This is a genomic window from Rhodococcus sp. IEGM 1370, assembly GCF_033142325.1.
In the GTDB taxonomy this organism is placed as follows: domain Bacteria; phylum Actinomycetota; class Actinomycetes; order Mycobacteriales; family Mycobacteriaceae; genus Rhodococcoides.
Genome location: NZ_JAWLRY010000036.1, coordinates 1 through 17,464 on the forward strand (window position 1 = coordinate 1; position 17,464 = coordinate 17,464).

Consider the following 17,464-nt stretch of genomic DNA (forward strand, 5'->3'; position numbering starts at 1 on the left):
GTGCGATACCGAGCCCAGGCCCTCGCGGCCTAGGATTTCCATTAACCGGTCCAACCCACGGGGACCAGTGCAATGCAGTGGTCCATTGACGCGAACGGGGTGGGGGTGGGGCCCCGCGGGAGGGTTGGTCAGCTGCTGGTCGTCGAATACGACGCCACCTTCTCGAGTTTCGACGCAACGGTGTGGCGCGTGCAGGAGGTCAAGCGTTTGACGTACTCCTGATTTTCTCGAAGATCCCGCGCGACGTGGTCGGTGGACCATCCCGCGTGCTGTTCGAGGATTCGTCCCACGGCCTCTGCGGCACCGTCCTGGGCGCCGGGTTCGATGCCGATCATGATGCGCCGATGCAGGATGTCGGCCAGGGTGACTGCGTATTCCTCTCGGATTGCCAGCATCACTTCGGCGGCCAGGAACGCGCCGCGACCGTGTCCGACCACCTCTGCCAGTTCCGGTTCGGTGCGCGTCAACTCGAGCAGTTCGTCCACGCGGCTGCCGTACACGGCCACCAATCGGTCGACGAGATGTTCGGATAGACCCAGATCGTCTGCAGCCGAGCGTAATCCGCGAGCAGGATCAGGGCCTGCGCCGGGAAGTGGAGTGGTGCGTGCACAGAACGTCGGCTTCGGGCGCTTCATCTTCCGGTAGACCATCGTCAGCGTCTCCTCGGCCAGCGACAGGTGTGGCGTCAGCTTGCCGCCGACGACCGAGATCAGCCCCTCCAGCTCGTCGTGATCGACGATGTCGTGGCTGCGGGAGATCGCCCGAGTGTCCCCATCGGCTTGGAAGGGGAGGGGCCGAACACCCGCGTACGTCATCACCACCGACTCGCGCGTCAATCCGGCACCGGGGATCAGCTCGTTGGTCTCGGCCAGGATGTAGTCGATCTCGTCCTGCGTTGCCGCCACGGTGTCCAGGTCGCCGTCGAAGCGGTCGTCGGTGGTTCCGATGAGGAAGTGCCCGCGCCACGGAATGACGAGCACGGCGCGGTTGTCCGAGCGGGCCTCGTAGTACACCGCGCACGTCGGAGCGCCGGGAAACGGCCCGACGACGGCGTGAGTTCCCTTGGTACCACCGATCAATCGAGGCATCGAGGGTGCCGAACCGACCAGCACGTCATCGACCCACGGCCCGGCTGCGTTGACGACGACCGTGGCCCGAACCACGGCGGATCGTCCGGTCGAGACGTCGAGGAGTTCGACTCCGGTGACCGTGGATCCCGTCGTGGTCAACGCAATTGCCTGGGTGTGGTTGCGCACTGTCGCGCCGTGCCGCGCCGCGTCGAGCACATTCTCGACGACCAATCGCTCGGCGAACTCGACCTGGCCGTCGTAGTAGTGCAGACCACCTGCGAGTGACGAGGTGTCCAGACCGCCGAGTTCGACGGCCATGGCTTTCTTGTTCAATCTGCGGTGTCGAGGCACCGACTTGTTCCAGGACAAGGCGTCGTACATCGCCATGCCCACCCGCATCATCCAACCCGGTTTGTGGTTGTGGCCGTAGAGCGGAACGACGAACGGCAACGGCTTGACCAGATGAGAAGCAATGTCGAACAGTGCTTCCCGGTCGCGCAGTGACTCGTGCACCAATGCGAACTCCATGAATTCGAGGTAGCGAAGTCCGCCGTGCATCAACCTGCTCGACCAACTGGACGTGCCGCCCCCGAAATCTCCCTTGTCGATCAGGAGGGTTCGGGTGCCCTGCAGTGCGGCCTCGCGGGCGATCGCCGCCCCGTTGATGCCCGCACCGATCACGACGAGGTCGTACTCGTGCGCGGCCACCTCGTCGAGATCCAGTCGTGTGGTGTTACTCATGTCTGTCCTTCTCGTCGTTCCGCTCGGGCTGTGGACCTGTTGCTGTGCAGTTACTTTCGGCCCGCAGACTGCTGCCATGGGCGAGCCTGGTAGACCGTTCCCGGGCGTGGATAGAATTTGCCCGACGCCAATCGGCGGGTGTAGCTGTCGATCGGCGTCGCGTCGGGATCGATTCTGATCTCGACGACGGTGGGTCCTTCGGTGCTGAAGGCCTTGTCGAATGCGTTGGCCAGCTCGTCGGCCGAGGTGACCAGAATTCCCTGCATTCCCAGACCTGCCGCCGCCGCGGCGTACGAGGTGCTGGCCTTCTCGCTCTCCAGGTCCACGGAGTAGCGCAGGCCCTCGTAGTGCAGGTGCTCCCACATGCGGAGCCATCCCCAGGTTCCGTTGTTGAGGACGACGTGCACGATGTTCATGCCGTGGGCGGCCTGGGTGGCCAATTCGCCTACCGAGTAACTGAATCCGCCGTCGCCCGAGACGGTGACGATGCGCGCTTCGGGGCGGGCTTTCGCGGCACCCATCGACGCCGGGGTCGAGTAACCGAGCCCGCCCTGTCCGCGTGCGAACAGGAAGTTGCGTCCCGGCACCGGGTTCTTCAGATAGTTCGATATCCAACCGGCGCTGAAGCTGGCGTCGGAGACGACGATGTCGTGGGGCCGCAGATGCTTGGCCAGTTCGGTCATGGCCCTCGGCGGCATGACCGGGCTCGCCTCACTCAGTCTCAGTGGTTCGGTCGATGCCCATGCGGCGATCTTCGACTCCGCAATTCGCTTCTGCCACTCCGGAACCGACTTGGCTTCCACCAGTGGGACGAGCGCTTCAAGGGTGGCCTTGACATCGCCCAGCAGTCCGGACGAAGGACCGAAGGTTCGGCCGAGCTGACTGCCGTCGACGTCGACCTGAATGGTCATCTGCTCCGGACGGGGCAGGGCCCAGTTCAGCGACGTGTTCTGTCCCACTTTGGATCCCAACCAGATGATGAGATCGGCCTCGCCGGCCAGCTCACGCGCGGCCTGTGATCCGAGAGGGTTCAGTACGCCCACCGAGTAGCTTTCGGTCTCGGTGACCGAGCCCTTGCCGGTGAAGCTGGTGCCCACTGCGGCACCGACGCGAGTGGCGAACTCGGCGAGCTCCGCGGTTGCTCCCGAACCCAGAACGCCGCCGCCGGCGATGATGTACGGACGCTCGGCCTTGGCGATCAACGCTGCGGCGGTGCGCAGTTCGTCGTCGGAGGGCCTGCTTCGGTACGCAGGTGCGGAGTTGAATCTTTCCTCTACCTGGAGATCGGTTTCTTCCCACTCCTCGTCCAGCACATCGTGTGGAATCACCACGGCCGTCGGGCAGGGCTTGCCGGTGGTGGCAGTGCGGAACGCCGCTCGCACCAGATCGGGGACCGTCTCCAGGTCCGGTGCCAGCCAGGACTGCTTGGTCATGGTCTGCAGGAACGGCATCTGATCGAATCCCTGGGAACCGACGCCACCGTCGCGCAGCGGAACCCAGGACCGTGGGAGTTCGCCGACGATGGCAACGATGGGCACCGAGGCGTTCATGCTCTCGATGAGTCCGTCGGGAAGCTTGGTCGTGCCGGGGCCGACGGTCACGTCGACGATTCCCGGCTTACCGCTCACTCGTGCATAGGCGTCGGCGGCGTAGGCCGCGGATCGCTCGTCACGGCAGCCGAGATGGGACATGTCTTTCCTGTTCGAGAGACCCTGGTAGAACGCAGCCGTCTGGCCGCCGGGCTGTCCGAACACCTGTGTCACTCCGTGCTTGCGCAGAATTTCTGCGACGAGATCGCCACCGTGTGGCATGAGACACGCTCCTTGTTGTCGGGTCGAGAGTTGTTGGTGCGTAGAGGGAATGGTCTTCGGTTAGAGTCCGCCGCCGGACTCGGCGGCCCGGTCGAGTACGCGGTCGATGAATTCGTCTGTCCAGCGGCCGGATACGAGCAGCGCGTCGCACAGCGTGAACCGATCTCGCATGAGCGGAAGTGTGCGCATGATCCACCGAACAGTCTCGCGGTCGACTGGCGGTGTCAGCTGCGAGAACCTGGTCGGTGCGCCGATGGCGGCCAGATCGGCAGCGATGTCCGCTGCGGGTCGAAGAAGGGCAACCAACGCGCGGCGGTGATCAGCCCAGTTCGCCACGAAATCTTCGAGCTCACTACGCGCGCTCGACCATCTGGCCATCTTGGTCGCCACATTGCGGGCACAGGCCTCTCCGACCCTGCCGGAGGGATCGATCGATTCCCATGCCCCGATGACCGAGGACTCGAGGTCCGGAATCGGTGCGACCGCGTCGTCGACGTCGATGGCGAGAGCATCGAAGGATTCGATTGCACTCTCCCACAACGCCGCTGATATCACCGCGGCAACACCCACCTGAGCGCCGTGCAGGTCGTGGTCGGTACCTCGGGCCACTGCCGCCATGTCGATCAGGTGGCTGATCAGGTGCTCGCAGCCCGACACCACGGCCGTCGTACCGGTGACGCCGATGCCGAGCCCCCCATAGGTGAGGGTATCGAGGAGGGCATCGAGATCCAGCTCCGTCAGCGACGGTGCATCTCGAAGCCGCTCCGCCGCTGCACCGATGACGGCGAGAACGTCGGAGTCGAACTCGGTGTCCATGCCCAGAGTGCACGCCAGATACCAGTCGGCAGGCGCGCACCAGATCGCGGCTGCATCTCCGAATCCCGCTCTGGTCAGCGCGGCCGGTGCGTGGGCGACCACGTCGTGGTCGATGATCAACGCGACGGGCCAGGCGGTGGGAACCGTGGTCTTGGTGCCGCTGCGGACCAGCACCGACAGTGGATCGGAGAAACCGTTGACCGATGCACATGTCTGGATCACCACGAGGGGAACGCCATGCCGATGGGAGAGCACCTTGCCGAGGTCCACGATGGTGCCACCGCCGACGGCCACGATGACCGCACACCCCGCGCTGGCGGCGGTGGAACCGTCCACCGTTGTTTCGTCGAGAACCACCGTCCCGTGCCGGTGGTTCGGGACCGACACCTCGGCCGTGAAGTGTCGGGAAACAGTGCTCTCGATCTCGGCGAGGACGTCGCGTGAACCCACCGAGATCGGTGTGCCGTCGTGCAGGATCACCGCCGTACCCGATGCATCGAGTTCTGCCAGAACAGAGTTCAACTCCGCCAACGCCCCCGGAGCACTGACGAGCGTGCGGAGCGTCGACGCGGCGTGGTCGATGCCGATCTGCGCGAGATAACGCGCTGTGTCCGTCGTCGCGCCGACGGTCTGCGGCCGGCTCATCCTGCGCTCCGAGCCGATCGAACAGGCAGCAGATCATCGACCGATTCGACGATGTACGTGGGCCGACCGTCCGGCTCTGCTCGGTCGACATCGTCGAGAGTCGATTCGCCGGTGAGTACGAGAGCCGTCGAGGTGCCGGCGTTCACCCCCATGGCGATGTCGGTGGTGAGCCGGTCGCCGACGACGAGCGTGGTGGCCGGGTCGATCCCGGTGAGCGCGCTGATGGTCTCGAACATGAACGAGCTGGGTTTGCCCATCTGCGCAACGGCGACCACTCCTGCGCTCGCCTCGATGGCTGCCGTGACGGCCGCCGCGTCCGGATCGCCGAATCCTCCTGGGAGAGGACAGAACCGGTCAGGGTTGGAGGAGACGAGAATCGCGCGACGGTAGACGGAGAGTGCCTCGAAGGCGATCTTGAGTTTGCGGTAGTCGAATCCGCGGTCGTAGCTCGCGACCACGACGTCGATCTCCCGTGGATCCTCGCTCAGTTCGAGGCCGGCCGCCGAGATCGAGTCCTTCAGCGGCTGTTCACCGATGACGAAGATCTTGCCTTTCGAGGCATTCTCGGCCAACCACCGCACCGTCGTCATCGACGTGGTGATCACGTCGGACACCTGCGCCGGTATGCCGAGCGATGTGAGCTTGTCGGCGTATTGCTGTGGCGCACGGGTGGGGTTGTTGCTGCAGAACACGACTCGACGACCATGGTCGCGGAGCGCTTCGATCAGGTGCGCTGCACCGGGCAGCAGTTCGTCGCCGAGATAGAGCGTGCCGTCGAGGTCGAAGACGTAGGACTCGAACAGCTGCGTCGGTCTGTGCAGAATCGACTGTGTGAGTGTCGAAGTCGGCGTCATCGGGTCGTCACCTTGCGGGCCCAACCCTTGGAGAGTTCGACTGCCTCGATCCAGCCCGCGTACATCTCCTCGGCTTTGGTGCGGTCCATCTTGGGCTCGAAGGTGCGGTCCACCGACCACAGTGCCTCGATCTCGTCGAGGGATTCCCATACCCCGGTGCTCAATCCGGCCATCAGCGTCGCCCCCAGCGCCGTGGCTTCGGTGATGGCGGGCCGGATCACGGGGATGCCGAGGATATCGGCCTGGAGTTGGCAGAGCATGTTGTTGTTCACCGCGCCGCCGTCGACCCGCAGCTCGGGCAACGTGACCTGACCGTTCGCGGTGATCGCATCCACGACATCGCGGGTTTGGAAGACCATGGATTCGACGGCTGCGCGGATGATGTGCAATCTGTTGGTGGAGCTACTCATTCCGACGATGCAGGCACGGGCGTAGGGATCCCAGGTCGGTGCGGCGAGTCCGGTGAAGGCGGGAACCAGGTAGACACCGTCGGTGCTGGCCACCTGGCCTCCGTACCATTCGCAATCCGCAGCTCCGTGAATGAGTTTCATGTCGTCGCGCAGCCACTGCATGGTCTTGCCCATGCTGAACAGCACGCCCTCGTTCTCGTAGCGGACATCGTCGCCGACACCCCAGGCGACGGATGTCGTTGCGCCCTCGACCATCTGCGGGGTGTCGCCGCAGTTGATCGTCAGCACCCCTGCTGTTCCGTACGTCATCTTGGCCCGACCGGCTCGGAAGCAGACCTGCCCGAAGAGCCCGGCTTGCTGGTCGCCCATGTTGGACGCGATGGGAATCGGTGCCCCGAACGTGGCACCGGCGTCGCCGACGATCGTGTCCGAGGAGACGACCTTCGCGAGCATGCAGCGCGGAATGCCGTAGGCGTCGAGCAGATCCTGATCCCATTCACGGGTGTGGATGTTGAACATCATCGTTCGCGAGGCGTTGGAGTAGTCGGTGACGTGGGCGCACCGTCCGGTGAGGTTCCAGATCAGCCAGGTGTCGATGGTGCCCGCCAACAGTTCCCCCTTCTCGGCCCGCTCGTGCGCTCCCGGCACGGTCTCGAGAATCCAGGCGATCTTGGACGCGGAGTAGTAAGCATCCGAGTTCAGGCCGGTGCGCTCACGAATCACGGAGTCGAGTCCGCGTTCCCGCCATCGCTCGATCACGCCGTTGCTCTGACGCGATGCCCAGACCACCGCGTTGTGGATCGGTCGCCCGGTCTCCTTGTCCCACACCACGGCCGTTTCCCGTTGGTTCGTCAGTGCGATCGCGGTGATGTCGGTCGGTTCGAGATCGGCGCTCCGCAGTGCCTCGCGCATCGTTTCCAGCTGTGCGGTGAGGATTTCGAGAGGATCGTGTTCGATCCATCCCGAGTTCGGATAGATCTGAGTGATTTCGCGTTGCGCTACCGCGCGGACCTCGCACTTCTCGTCGAAGATGAGAGTTCTTGCGCTGGTGGTGCCTTCGTCGATTCCGAGAATGTACTGAGTCATGGCTGACGCTCTTTCCGTCGTGTCGTGGCGAGATGGGGTTGGTGTTTCGGGTGAGATCGAGTTACCGCTGTGGGGTCGACGGGCCGGTTCAGATTTGTCCGAATATCAGTTGGGTGCCGACGATCAGCGATGTCGTGACGGCGATGGCGCACGCCGGAGGGTCGAAGTGGCTGTCTCCGAGCGTGTGGAAGATGCGGGAGCTGAGCTCTGCGAGAAAAGCGCTGAACAATCCCACTCCGACAGCCGCCAGCAGTGCGATCGTGCTGGGCGCACCTGCGGAGAGAACGGCGACGGCGGCCAAGCCGGCGGGCAACGTGATGTGATGCGATACCGGACCGGACAGGCCGATCTGCAGCAGCAGGAGTGTCGTGGCACTGAATCCGAAGAGCAGGATGGGGCCCAATGCTCGGGCCGACTCCGGAAGGCTGACGATCAGCCAGCCCGCGGCCAGTCCGAAGCCGACAGCGACGGTGGCAACCTGCAGCCGGTGAGATTGGAACGGTAGCCAGGCCTGCGTCGCAGTCGGGTGCCACCGGGTGGCGATCTGTGCGCCCGGGCCACCTCGGTTCGATGCCACCAGTCCGGTGCGTCCGAACGAAAGGCGCGTTGCCGCAGCAAGAATCACGACCGTGAGGGCGACAGTATCGGTGAGCACCACCGCCGAGGTAATCGTCGAGTCGATGCTCACGGCGGATTTGAGCGCTTTTTCGAGCGCAAATCCGAGAACTCCGAATGCGCCGCCGACGAGCAGCACGCTGCTGCTACCGAGGCCGACCAGCGGCGAGAGAATGTTCTTGCCGTCGTCCAGCTTGCCGGTGCGTTTGGCGTATGCGGCCGCCGCAACCGCCCCGACGAACGCCACCTGGGGGCCGAGAAAGGGCCCGAATGCCAACTGCCCCAGGAAGTCGTAGTCGGAACCGGCCAGCGCAGCCACCACGCCGACGATGCAGAAGATGCCGCAGAGACTGAAGACGAACAGTCCGCCGAGGGCAGCGCCGACCAACCCACCGCCGAATGCGGCGATGTACGCGACCAGTTGAAGATCCACGGCAAGAGTCCTTTGTTCGAGACGGTGAGGTGCCCGTTCACGGGTCCTCGTGGTGGAGCCCGTCCACTCCTGGCCCGAGATGACGGGTGGGAATGCGGGGCGAAACCTCTTCGAAAGCCATCGGCCGCACCAGGCGGGGACGGTGACCGAGGGAGCTCGTGTTCGAGCGGCGCCGGGTTGAGAGGAACTGACTTCGTGTTTATGCCGGTTTGTGCGGCTTAGTGACGAAGTTAACTCACGGTGGAGTGGCAGTCAACATCTACCGGGCGGTAATATCTGCGACTTCAAACCCCATTTCACTAGGCAACTTGGTGAAACTATGTGATCCTTGTCATCTAGTCCTGAGGCGGTAGCCCTACGCACGGGATCGCAAGAGCTGCATTAATCCGCAGCCGGGATGGTGGTCATGGAGCAATACATCGTCGGTATCGACGCCGGCGGAACCTTCGTCAAAGCGGGGCTGTTCGACGCGAACGGGCACGAATTGGCCGCATCGAAGGAACGAAGCCCGCACTCGACGTCCAGCGGCGGCAGGCGTGAACAAGATCCCGATGCACTGTTCGGTGCCGTGTGCTCCGCGGCGCAGGCCCTGCTTCGCTCGTCGGGCATCGGTCCGCGCGACATCGCCGCGATATCGGTCACCGGCTACGGCAGCGGGTTGTGGCTGGTCGACGAGCACGGCGCGGCGCTCGGGAACGGCATCCTCTCGACAGATGTCAGGACCGAACTCGAACCAGCATCAGCACTGGACGAGGTCACGGCGGCACGGGTTGCGCACATGGTGTCGCAACGAGGGTGGAGCGGACAGACCGCGGTGTTGTTGAGATGGTTCGACGAGCACGAGCCGTCGATGCTGCCCAGGGTGCATCGCGTCCTTGCCTGCAAGGACTACATCAGGTCTCGATTGTGCGGGGACATGTCCACCGATCACACCGATGCCGGGCTGACCGGCTTGTGCGACATCGAGCGAAATTCATGGTCGGAGGACGCACTCGACTTGCTCGGACTCTCGCAGTGGCGCGCCGTGTTGCCGAGTATCGGGCCGGGCGCAGAGAAGGTCGGCGTGGTCACCGCCGTGGCCGCCGAACTGACCGGATTCGCGGTGGGCACCCCTGTGGTTCGGGGAGTGGTCGACGTCGCCGCGTGCGCGGTCGCCTCACGAGTGCTCGACAGGAGGCACATGTCCGTTGTCGCAGGAACATTCGGAATCGACCAAACGCTCCATCGACGCCCCAGAGCCAGCAGGCCCCCGTTGCTCCAGTGTCGGTACGTCACGGGGGAGGTGTATCTCGCGAGCGAAGGCGGGATCACGTCGGCGAGCAACCTCGAATGGTGTTGTCGCTCGCTGTTCGGCGGACCGGCCGACGACGCCAGGAGCCGAGGGGGAGAGCTCTATCGGATGTGCGACGAGGCCGTGACTCGCGCGTATGCCCGAGATCGATTGGGCGACATGATGTTCTTCCCGTATCTGTTCGGTGGACCCGGGGGCGCGCCGGCCGGTCTGCTCGGGGCTGTCGCCGAGGACGGGTTCGACGAGGCGGCGCTGGCTGTGTACGAGGGAATCGCCTACGCGCACAGAGCGGATATCGAGTCGCTCCTCGAGGGCGAGGACGCAGCTCGGCCGGGCGTCGTCCGGATGTCGGGGGGTGCCTCGCTCAGCCCGATCTGGCCGCAGATATTCGCCGACGCTCTCGGCCTGCGCGTGGACGTCGCCGACCGAGGGGAAATCGGGGTCCGTGGTGCCGCGATCACAGCTGCGGTGGGAATCGGACTGTTTCTGGAATTCGCCTCCGCTGCATCGGCATTCACGCCTATGCTGCGATCCTACGAACCCGATCCGCAGAAGGTGGCGGTGATGGCTGTTCGATACGAGCGCCATCGCGCAACGACCACGGCACTGGCTGCGGTCTGGAGCAGAGGGTATTCGGTCGACGTTCGCTATTGCGATCGGTCGGTCGTCGGCGCGGATGCCTGACCGCCCTGTTCGATGTCGTCGACGGAGATGCACTCGACGCCGCTGTCGCGATACTGCCGCAGAAGTGCGGGATCGAGGCCGGGCTCGACCGCAAGCGTGGTGATCGCCGCGAGCGGGGCGACCTGGAATGCGCCGGAATAGCCCAGCTTGTCGCTGGTGCACAGGACGATCGAGCGGTGGGCCCCCTCGATCATCGCCCGTTTGATCTGCGCTTCCTCGTACTCGAAGTGAGTGATACCGGAGTCGACGTTGATGCCCAGAATGCCGAGGATCGCGACATCGGCATTGATCGACTCGTACGTCTTGAGAGTCTGCGCGCCCACCGTCACCATGGCGTTCTTCAGGAGGCGACCCCCGACCACGACGACCTCGCAGTGGGGATGCTCCGCGAGGTTCACCGCGGTCGACGGGCTGTGCGTGACGAACGTCGCGCGAAGTTGGGGGTCGAGCTGTTTCGTCACCTCGATCGCCGTCGTACCGCCGTCGATGAGAATCACCTGGCCGTCCTGCAGCAGGCTTGCGGCAGCACGGGCGACGAGCGACTTGGCCGACGCCTCCTGGCCTCGCCGATCCCGGTAGTCCTGGTGCAACGTGGACACCACCAGCGCTCCGCCGTGCACTCGCTTCAATTTTCCTTCCGCTCCGAGCTCGTCCAGATCCCGGCGAATGGTGTCCTCGGAGACGTCGAACGTGACGGCGAGTTCGGAAGACAGAATCTTGCCCGTCGTGCGCAGTAGCTCGAGGATTCGGAAGTGCCGCTCGGGCTTGAGGAGTGTGGCCACCAGGGCATCGTATCCGTCGACCGCGGTCGTAGACTCGGATCGATGAGTGCTTCTAGCGTGACCCTGGACGACGTCGCCCACGCACATCGACTTCTACGCGAACGTAATCCGCTGGTCCAGTGTCTGACCAACACCGTGTCGGTGCAATTCGTCGCGAACGCGCTGTTGGCCGCGGGGGCCGCTCCGGCGATGGTGGACAACCCCGAGGAAGCGGCCGGCTTCGCCGGGATCGCCGACGCGGTCCTGGTCAATCTCGGGACTCCGACAGCCGCGCAGGTCGAAAGCGCTCACCTGGCGTCGGCCGCAGCGAGGGCAGCGGGGAAGCCGTGGGTTCTCGATCCGGTGGGAGCAGGTGGTCTGCCGTGGCGCACCCAGGTGTCCGTCGAGCTACTTGCCAACCGGCCCAGCGTCATTCGCGCCAATGCGTCGGAGATCATGGGGCTGGCAGGTGCGGACGGCGGATCGCGAGGAGTGGATTCGTCTGCGCAGGTGGCGGATTCGGTCGATGCGGCGAGTTCATTGTTGGATCGAGCCGACGTGGTGGCGGCATCGGGGGAGACCGATCACATTCTCGGCCCGGATGTCATGGTGAAGGTCGGCGGCGGAAGTGCACTGCTGCAGCGGGTTACCGCGACCGGATGTGCCCTCGGTGCGCTGACGGCTGCCTACTGCGCGGTGTCACCGAGTGCTTTGATCGGTGCCGTCGCGGCGCACGCGCATGTTGCGGCCGCGTCGGAGATCGCTGCCCGTTCGACTACGCGGCCGGGATCTTTCGCCGTCGCGTTCCTCGACGGCCTGGATGCGGTGGACGGGTCGGTCTTACGCGAGTTGGTTCGGCTCGACACGGTCTGACGTGTGCAACTCGCGCTCCACTGTGCCGCACTATCCGCGGGAATGTCGCGAATTGTGCGCGTAGTGGCGCGAAAATTGCAGACCGCCTGGATGTAACGGCACCTTGATCGAAACGTGATGTAACGGAACATGTTTGCGAGCGGACATACCTGGCATCGGGCAAATCGAACCAGGTGGTCTTCATGAAACGACTTCTCCTCGTCATCATCAGTGCGTTCGCTCTCGTCGCGTGCGGGAACTCGAACGAACCGGGCGCAGCGCCGGCCACCACCGCGCCGACTACAGCGCCCCCGGCGAGCACCCAGCCCCAGGCCGCCCAGCCGCAGCCCGAGGCGAGCCAGCCGACAGTCGACACCGGGGCAGTGGAGCCCGACGGTCCGATCGACTGGAATACCGAGGAACTCCCCGAGAACAACTCCCTGCCCGACGCCGAACAGCATGCACCGGGTTCGGAGTACCCCATCTGCCTGGGGCTGGACTCCACGCGGGTGGTGGATGCAGTGGCGTCGTTACCCGAGTACTTCCCGGGCGAGCCGTGGATCGCAACCCGGATCGGCGACCAGTGCGCCGATTTCACATGGGTGCGTGCCGATGCCGGTGGTACCGCGTCGTCACCGACGCACATTCTGTTCTTCGCAGGTCACAACTACGACTACCTCGGAACCGCGACGCTCGAGCCCACCTCGTTCACCTCGGTGGTGGGCCAGACCGAAGACACGGTGACCGTCGAGTACCGCTGGCCGGTGGGTGACGACGCGTTCGCCAACCCCACTGGCGGACCGGTGACGATCGACTATCAGTGGGACGGGACGCAGGTGACCATGATCGGCACCCTCCCGCCCGAGGTCACCGGCTAGATCGAGACGGACGATTCCTCGGGAAGCTCGCGGATTTCGGCGTCGGACATTTCCTTGAAGCGGCCGTAGTAGACGCCCCTGGCCTGCTCCGCGACGATGGCTTGGTGGATGGGGAATGCCATCCTGGGGTTCACTGCTCGCAGGAATTCGACGGTCTCGGAGAGCTTCGACCACGGTGCGGCAGCGGGGAGCGCGAGAACCTCGACCTGTTGCTCGGGGACGAACAGCGAGTCACCCGGGTGGAACAGCTGGCCCGGATTCTCCGGAGTGCCGAGCAGGTAACCGGTGTTGTCGATCTCCGGCAGTTCGGGATGGATGACGGCATGGGTGCCGCCGACGCCGGTGACCGTGATGCCGCCGACCGTGAAGGCCTGACCCGCGGGAGCCGGAGTCCACTGGCCGCCGAGTTGGCCTGCGGTCATCGGATCGGCGTGCAGTGCCGCACGCGGATTCGCCTCGACCAGAGCGGGAAGTCGCTGCAGATCGACGTGATCCGGGTGCTGATGGGTGACGAGGATCGCGTCGAGTCCGGTGATGCCCTCGAACCCGTGAGAGAACGTGCCGGGATCGAACAGCACGGTGGTGCCGTTGAGTTCGACGAGAACGCAGGAATGTCCGAAGTGTGTCAGCCGCATGGTCCCCACAGTAAGCGCGGTTTCGCGCCTCCCGCCAGGGCTGCGTAGACTCCCACCTGCCGGTAACCAGCCGTACGTATTTCAAGGAGCGCTTTCGTGGCCCGAGTCGTTGTCGATGTCATGCCCAAGGCCGAGATTCTCGATCCGCAGGGTCAGGCGATCGCAGGAGCACTCGGACGTCTCGGGATTTCCGGCGTGTCCGACGTCCGCCAGGGCAAGCGTTTCGAACTCGAGGTCGACGACACGGTCGACGACGCCGAGCTCGAGAAGATCGCGGAATCGCTGCTGGCCAACACCGTCATCGAGGACTGGACGGTCACCCGCGTATCGGTAGAGCCCGCCGCATGAGCGCCCGCGTAGGAGTCATCACTTTCCCCGGGACTCTCGACGACGTCGACGCCTCTCGTGCGGTCACCCTCGCCGGCGGAGAAGCCGTCAGCCTCTGGCATGCCGACGCCGATCTGAAGAACGTCGACGCCATCGTGGTCCCCGGCGGATTCTCGTATGGCGACTACCTCCGCGCCGGAGCGATCGCTCGCTTCGCCCCCGTGATGGAGTCCGTCGTCAAGGCCGCCGAGGGCGGTATGCCGGTTCTCGGTATCTGCAACGGATTCCAGGTGCTCTGCGAGGTGGGTCTGCTCCCCGGCGCGCTGACCCGCAACGAAGGGCTGCACTTCGTCTGCCGCGATCAGTGGCTGGCAGTGGAGAACACCGACACCGCGTGGTCGTCGCGATACGAGCCCGGTGCCGAGATCCTGATTCCGGTCAAGAACGCCGAGGGTCGATTCCAGGCACCGCAGAACGTGCTCGACGAGCTCGAGGGCGAGGGCCGGGTGGTCTTCCGTTACAGCGGCAGCAACCCGAACGGATCGCAGCGTGGGATCGCCGGGATCTCCTCGGCCAACGGTAGGGTCGTTGGTTTGATGCCGCACCCCGAGCACGCCACCGAGCCGCTCACCGGTCCGAGCGACGACGGTCTCGGCATCTTCTACTCGGCATTGGACACGATCGTCAACGCCTGACCCGAACGTGTCGGTGGTCGCAGTTACTGTGCCGCCATGACACTGAACTTGGCGATGATCACGTTCGACACGACCGACCCGGGACCGCTCGCCCGCTGGTGGGCCGCGCAGGCGGACGGAACGATCGTGGAAGAGAACGACGGCTGGTTCTACGTCGTCGAACTCGCGTCGGCACCGTATCGAATGGCCTTCCAGAAGATCGACGACCCGACGCCAGGCAAGAATCGCGTCCACCTCGACATGACCACCGGTGACCTCGACGCTGAGGTCACGCGGCTCGTCGAGGCGGGTGCACGCGAAATTGCGCAGCACACCATGGGCGACTTTCGTTGGGTGACACTGACCGATCCCGACGGCAACTCGTTCTGCGTGTCCGGTTCGCACTGAGCAGCGGATGCCCGCCCAAGCGTGGGTGACGCTCGTGGTCGGCTGGGACGTCTCTGCGACGCTGCTGCGGGACGGCCCACGATCCCGCCGCCCGAACAGCGGGTCTACCGGCACGTGACCGCGGTCAGGCCGCGGCCGCCGGCAGCTCAGCCAAGGTAGTGGCGAAAACTCCCGTGGGCCCGCCCGATACGTCGCAGTACTCGCCGTCCCGCCAGAAGAACACCGAGCGTGACAGTGGGCTCGGCGTGTCACGACTGAACATATCTGCCAGCTCGGCGAGCTCGGCTGCTGCCGCGAGCGCCACGTCGGCGTTGCGCGGCCGGTGGAAAACGAACTCGTAGGCATTGGGAACGACGAACAATACGCCGTACAGACATTCGCCGAGGTGCGCGGAGATCAGCGTGGTCATATCGGCGACCTTCGACGCGAGGTAGATCGAATCACCGCTGAGGACCTCGATGTCGACGCTGTTTCTGCTGAGAACTCGGCCGTCCTCGAATTTCAGCGCTGCGGTGTTCCTTCGGCCTGCGGCCCACGCGGCGCTGAGGTCTCGGCCGACGAGATGCCGATCTGCCAGTGTCACAGCGCGATTCGGAGAAGACAGGTTAAGCACCCGTCGCGGTGCGCCCGGCACGTCGAGTAGCGGGACGGCATACTCGTACTCGCACTCACCCATAGCCGCCAGGGCGGACGGAGCGATGACGCGCTCGCGCAGCCTCGAGTAGAACTCGTCATCCGACAATCCGGTGAAGAACGTGGGATCCGCCTCGCGCATCATCTCGATCATGAGGTCGACATAGCCGGCGATGATGCCGTCCCACGCCGATCGACTCACCCCGGAGCACCGGGCGAACACATTGTTCAGTGACATGCGAACGCCCGAGCCCACCGCCAACGTCGTCGCATCCTCGCGGTGAACCACCACCCCACGCTTGCGAAATGCTTCGATCGTCTTCATCCGCACGATGGCGAATGTGGTCGCATGAACTGCGCCGTAATCAGGCAGAGAATGAAATTTCATGAAGTCGTCCCCCCGGTCGGTGTGTGCTCTCGAGGTGTTCGACGCGGCGGCTGCCACAATGGTTCCCATGTCGACTCACGCCTCCGCAACCGGTCTCTGCAACTTCGTCGACGTCTCTCCGTCACCGTTCCACGTATGCCGGACAGTCTCCGTCCAACTCGACGACGCAGGATTCGTAAGGCTCGACGAGACCGATACCTGGCCTACGGAAGCAGGCCGCTACTACCTGATCCGCGGCGGATCACTCGTCGCCTGGAGTACCGAGAGTGATGGTCCGTTCCGTATCGTCGGCGGACACACCGACAGTCCCAACCTTCGCGTGAAGCAACATCCCGATCTTCAATCCGCGGGCTGGCAGATGGTGGGCCTCGAACCGTACGGCGGTGCCTTGCTCAACTCGTGGCTCGATCGGGATCTGGGCATTTCCGGCCGGCTGAGTGTGCGCGACGGAAACGCGGTGCGCGAGGTTCTGGTTAAGGTCGACGAGCCCATTCTGCGAGTCCCGCAGCTCGCGATTCACCTCTCCGAGGATCGCAAGGGCGTCACCCTCGATCCGCAGCGACACGTCAATGCCATTTGGGGCGTGGGTAATTCGCCACAATCATTCATTGCATACGTCGCCGAGCGAGAAGGCGTCGACCCGCATTCGGTTCTGGGTTGGGAGTTGATGACGCACGATCTGGCGCCCAGTGCCGTCGTGGGTGTCGAGTCCGAACTCGTCAGCGCGCCGCGTCTGGACAATCAGGGCACCTGCTATGCCGGGACCCAGGCTTTGCTTGCCGCAGTGGACAATCCGACCGCTGTCACGCCGGTGCTGGCCCTGTTCGACCACGAGGAAGTCGGCAGTATGTCCGACCGCGGTGCGTTCTCGGATCTGCTGAACACCGTGCTCGAGCGCATCGTGCTCGGACGTGGCGGTGGACGTGAGGAATTCCTGCGCACGATGGCCGGATCCATCTGTGCCTCGGGCGATATGGCGCACGCGACGCATCCCAACTACCCGGACCGGCACGAGCCCGCGCATCGCATCGAACTCGGTGGGGGACCGGTGCTCAAGGTCAACCAGAACCTGCGCTACGCAACGGATTCCGCGGGTGCCGGTGCCTTCGCGCTCGCCTGCGATCAGGCTGGAGTTCCCTTGCAGCGCTACGTACATCGAGCCGATCTGCCCTGCGGCTCGACCATCGGACCCATCACCGCGTCGCGCACCGGCCTGTCCACGGTGGACGTCGGCGCAGCGCAGCTGGCCATGCACTCGTCGCGAGAGTTGATGGGAGCCAGTGACGTGAAGTCCTACGCCGACGCGTTGGCGGCATTCCTGGCCCCAGCCTGAGCCCGATCGGGGGTCGCAAACGCGCGCGCATTCGTCAGGTGCCCCTCTTTGCCAAGCTTCTGGTGAGTCATTCGAGAAGCTATGGAGGGTTATCGCATGTTGAGTGCTGAGTTCACAGG

General features: G+C 64.6%; 16 protein-coding genes. 7 read left to right on the top strand and 9 right to left on the bottom strand.

Translation table 11 applies throughout. The features are described from left to right. Positions 1-128 precede the first annotated feature (128 nt). The 6 genes from R4P47_RS24405 to R4P47_RS24430 all read right to left on the bottom strand — a co-directional run bounded on the left by R4P47_RS24405 (position 129) and on the right by R4P47_RS24430 (position 8,481). Positions 129-1,811, bottom strand: coding sequence for a glycerol-3-phosphate dehydrogenase/oxidase (locus R4P47_RS24405; RefSeq protein WP_269596735.1), 1,683 nt, complete (start codon positions 1,809-1,811; stop codon positions 129-131). 50 nt (positions 1,812-1,861) lie between these two features. Next, a complete protein-coding gene (locus R4P47_RS24410) occupies positions 1,862-3,622 on the bottom strand; it encodes a thiamine pyrophosphate-binding protein (protein ID WP_317786013.1) in 1,761 nt (586 codons plus the stop codon). 60 nt (positions 3,623-3,682) lie between these two features. Beyond that, entirely contained in the window at positions 3,683-5,083 is a 1,401-nt protein-coding gene (locus R4P47_RS24415) for an iron-containing alcohol dehydrogenase (protein ID WP_269596737.1), read from the bottom strand. Further along, positions 5,080-5,937: an HAD-IIA family hydrolase gene (locus R4P47_RS24420; protein ID WP_269596738.1), complete on the bottom strand. Its 858-nt coding sequence runs from the start codon at positions 5,935-5,937 to the stop codon at positions 5,080-5,082. Before R4P47_RS24420 ends, R4P47_RS24415 begins: the two co-directional genes overlap by 4 nt. Then, the gene (gene glpK / locus R4P47_RS24425; protein ID WP_269596740.1) at positions 5,934-7,433 is read right to left on the bottom strand and encodes a glycerol kinase GlpK; all 1,500 of its coding nucleotides are present in this window, start codon (positions 7,431-7,433) and stop codon (positions 5,934-5,936) included. The genes R4P47_RS24420 and glpK overlap by 4 nt, the downstream gene beginning before the upstream one ends. An 88-nt stretch (positions 7,434-7,521) precedes the next feature. Beyond that, on the bottom strand, positions 7,522-8,481 hold the full coding sequence (locus R4P47_RS24430; protein WP_269596741.1) for a hypothetical protein: 960 nt from the start codon (positions 8,479-8,481) through the stop codon (positions 7,522-7,524). A 406-nt stretch (positions 8,482-8,887) separates the two neighbouring features. Here R4P47_RS24430 and R4P47_RS24435 point away from each other — a divergent pair, with 406 nt between their 5' ends. Continuing rightward, positions 8,888-10,456, top strand: a complete 1,569-nt coding sequence (locus tag R4P47_RS24435) for an FGGY-family carbohydrate kinase (protein WP_269596742.1) — start codon at positions 8,888-8,890, stop codon at positions 10,454-10,456. Here the strand turns inward: R4P47_RS24435 and R4P47_RS24440 are convergent. Then, a complete protein-coding gene (locus R4P47_RS24440) occupies positions 10,420-11,238 on the bottom strand; it encodes a DeoR/GlpR family DNA-binding transcription regulator (protein WP_269596743.1) in 819 nt (272 codons plus the stop codon). The two genes, R4P47_RS24435 and R4P47_RS24440, sit on opposite strands and share 37 nt — an antisense overlap. Before the next feature lie 42 nt (positions 11,239-11,280). Here R4P47_RS24440 and thiM point away from each other — a divergent pair, with 42 nt between their 5' ends. Next, positions 11,281-12,090 carry a hydroxyethylthiazole kinase gene (gene thiM / locus R4P47_RS24445; protein ID WP_269596744.1) on the top strand — a complete coding sequence of 270 codons (810 nt, stop codon included), beginning with the start codon at positions 11,281-11,283 and terminating at the stop codon, positions 12,088-12,090. A 182-nt stretch (positions 12,091-12,272) separates the two neighbouring features. Next, complete coding sequence (locus tag R4P47_RS24450) at positions 12,273-12,947, top strand: LppP/LprE family lipoprotein (RefSeq protein WP_269596745.1); 675 nt, start codon at positions 12,273-12,275, stop codon at positions 12,945-12,947. Here the strand turns inward: R4P47_RS24450 and R4P47_RS24455 are convergent. Continuing rightward, complete coding sequence (locus R4P47_RS24455) at positions 12,944-13,582, bottom strand: MBL fold metallo-hydrolase (protein ID WP_068049930.1); 639 nt, start codon at positions 13,580-13,582, stop codon at positions 12,944-12,946. The genes R4P47_RS24450 and R4P47_RS24455 overlap by 4 nt on opposite strands. Positions 13,583-13,678: 96 nt before the next feature. On the opposite strand from R4P47_RS24455, the gene purS reads away from it, so the two are divergent. Genes purS through R4P47_RS24470 form a run of 3 tightly spaced genes read left to right on the top strand, consistent with a single transcriptional unit; the run spans position 13,679 to position 14,991 of the window. Next, positions 13,679-13,930, top strand: coding sequence for a phosphoribosylformylglycinamidine synthase subunit PurS (gene purS, locus R4P47_RS24460; RefSeq protein ID WP_032395924.1), 252 nt, complete (start codon positions 13,679-13,681; stop codon positions 13,928-13,930). Next, positions 13,927-14,604, top strand: coding sequence for a phosphoribosylformylglycinamidine synthase subunit PurQ (gene purQ, locus R4P47_RS24465; RefSeq protein WP_094639287.1), 678 nt, complete (start codon positions 13,927-13,929; stop codon positions 14,602-14,604). Before purS ends, purQ begins: the two co-directional genes overlap by 4 nt. 36 nt (positions 14,605-14,640) lie before the next feature. Beyond that, positions 14,641-14,991, top strand: coding sequence for a VOC family protein (locus R4P47_RS24470; RefSeq protein ID WP_269596746.1), 351 nt, complete (start codon positions 14,641-14,643; stop codon positions 14,989-14,991). Positions 14,992-15,115: 124 nt separating this feature from the next. On the opposite strand, the gene R4P47_RS24475 is transcribed toward R4P47_RS24470, so the two are convergent. Further along, positions 15,116-16,012: a hypothetical protein gene (locus R4P47_RS24475; protein WP_269596747.1), complete on the bottom strand. Its 897-nt coding sequence runs from the start codon at positions 16,010-16,012 to the stop codon at positions 15,116-15,118. A 58-nt stretch (positions 16,013-16,070) separates the two neighbouring features. Between R4P47_RS24475 and R4P47_RS24480 the strand changes: the two genes are divergently transcribed. Next, positions 16,071-17,345, top strand: a complete 1,275-nt coding sequence (locus R4P47_RS24480; protein WP_317786014.1) for a M18 family aminopeptidase — start codon at positions 16,071-16,073, stop codon at positions 17,343-17,345. Positions 17,346-17,464 lie beyond the last annotated feature (119 nt).

What these genes read in the sequence shown, in the direction of transcription:
- R4P47_RS24405 (WP_269596735.1), bottom strand. Translation starts at nt 1,811, where the DNA reads ATGAGTAACACCACACGACTGGATCTCGACGAGGTGGCCGCGCACGAG.
- R4P47_RS24410 (WP_317786013.1), bottom strand. Translation starts at nt 3,622, where the DNA reads ATGCCACACGGTGGCGATCTCGTCGCAGAAATTCTGCGCAAGCACGGA.
- R4P47_RS24415 (WP_269596737.1), bottom strand. Translation starts at nt 5,083, where the DNA reads ATGAGCCGGCCGCAGACCGTCGGCGCGACGACGGACACAGCGCGTTAT.
- R4P47_RS24420 (WP_269596738.1), bottom strand. Translation starts at nt 5,937, where the DNA reads ATGACGCCGACTTCGACACTCACACAGTCGATTCTGCACAGACCGACG.
- glpK (WP_269596740.1), bottom strand. Translation starts at nt 7,433, where the DNA reads ATGACTCAGTACATTCTCGGAATCGACGAAGGCACCACCAGCGCAAGA.
- R4P47_RS24435 (WP_269596742.1), top strand. Translation starts at nt 8,888, where the DNA reads ATGGAGCAATACATCGTCGGTATCGACGCCGGCGGAACCTTCGTCAAA.
- thiM (WP_269596744.1), top strand. Translation starts at nt 11,281, where the DNA reads ATGAGTGCTTCTAGCGTGACCCTGGACGACGTCGCCCACGCACATCGA.
- R4P47_RS24450 (WP_269596745.1), top strand. Translation starts at nt 12,273, where the DNA reads ATGAAACGACTTCTCCTCGTCATCATCAGTGCGTTCGCTCTCGTCGCG.
- R4P47_RS24455 (WP_068049930.1), bottom strand. Translation starts at nt 13,582, where the DNA reads ATGCGGCTGACACACTTCGGACATTCCTGCGTTCTCGTCGAACTCAAC.
- purQ (WP_094639287.1), top strand. Translation starts at nt 13,927, where the DNA reads ATGAGCGCCCGCGTAGGAGTCATCACTTTCCCCGGGACTCTCGACGAC.
- R4P47_RS24470 (WP_269596746.1), top strand. Translation starts at nt 14,641, where the DNA reads ATGACACTGAACTTGGCGATGATCACGTTCGACACGACCGACCCGGGA.
- R4P47_RS24475 (WP_269596747.1), bottom strand. Translation starts at nt 16,012, where the DNA reads ATGAAATTTCATTCTCTGCCTGATTACGGCGCAGTTCATGCGACCACA.
- R4P47_RS24480 (WP_317786014.1), top strand. Translation starts at nt 16,071, where the DNA reads ATGGTTCCCATGTCGACTCACGCCTCCGCAACCGGTCTCTGCAACTTC.